At 66.8% G+C, this 232-nt stretch carries 1 protein-coding gene; it reads right to left on the bottom strand.

Annotated features, from left to right (window positions below):
* On the bottom strand, positions 1 to 232 hold a 232-nt coding region (locus AC3II9_RS22615; protein ID WP_489159031.1), incomplete at both ends, for a hypothetical protein.

Genomic DNA, 232 nt, shown 5'->3' with positions numbered 1-232 from the left:
CCCGCGTACGCGCCGGTACGCCTATCGTGCTTCCAGAGCACGCCGTCCTTGCCGGCCGTGAAAACGTATTTGTCGTCCCCCGCGTCCACGAGCACGCGCACGAATACCACGTCCAGATCGAGCGCTTCGCCCGGTGCGTGCGCGTAGTGCCACGCGAGCTTACCCGTCGCCGCATCGAGCGCAACGGTGGAGCTCGTGTAGAGCGCAACGTCGAGCGAATCCATGCCGCGGC

Source organism: Lysinibacillus sp. RU7 (genome assembly GCF_057837305.1).
This window is presented reverse-complemented; position numbering and strand designations above follow the sequence as displayed.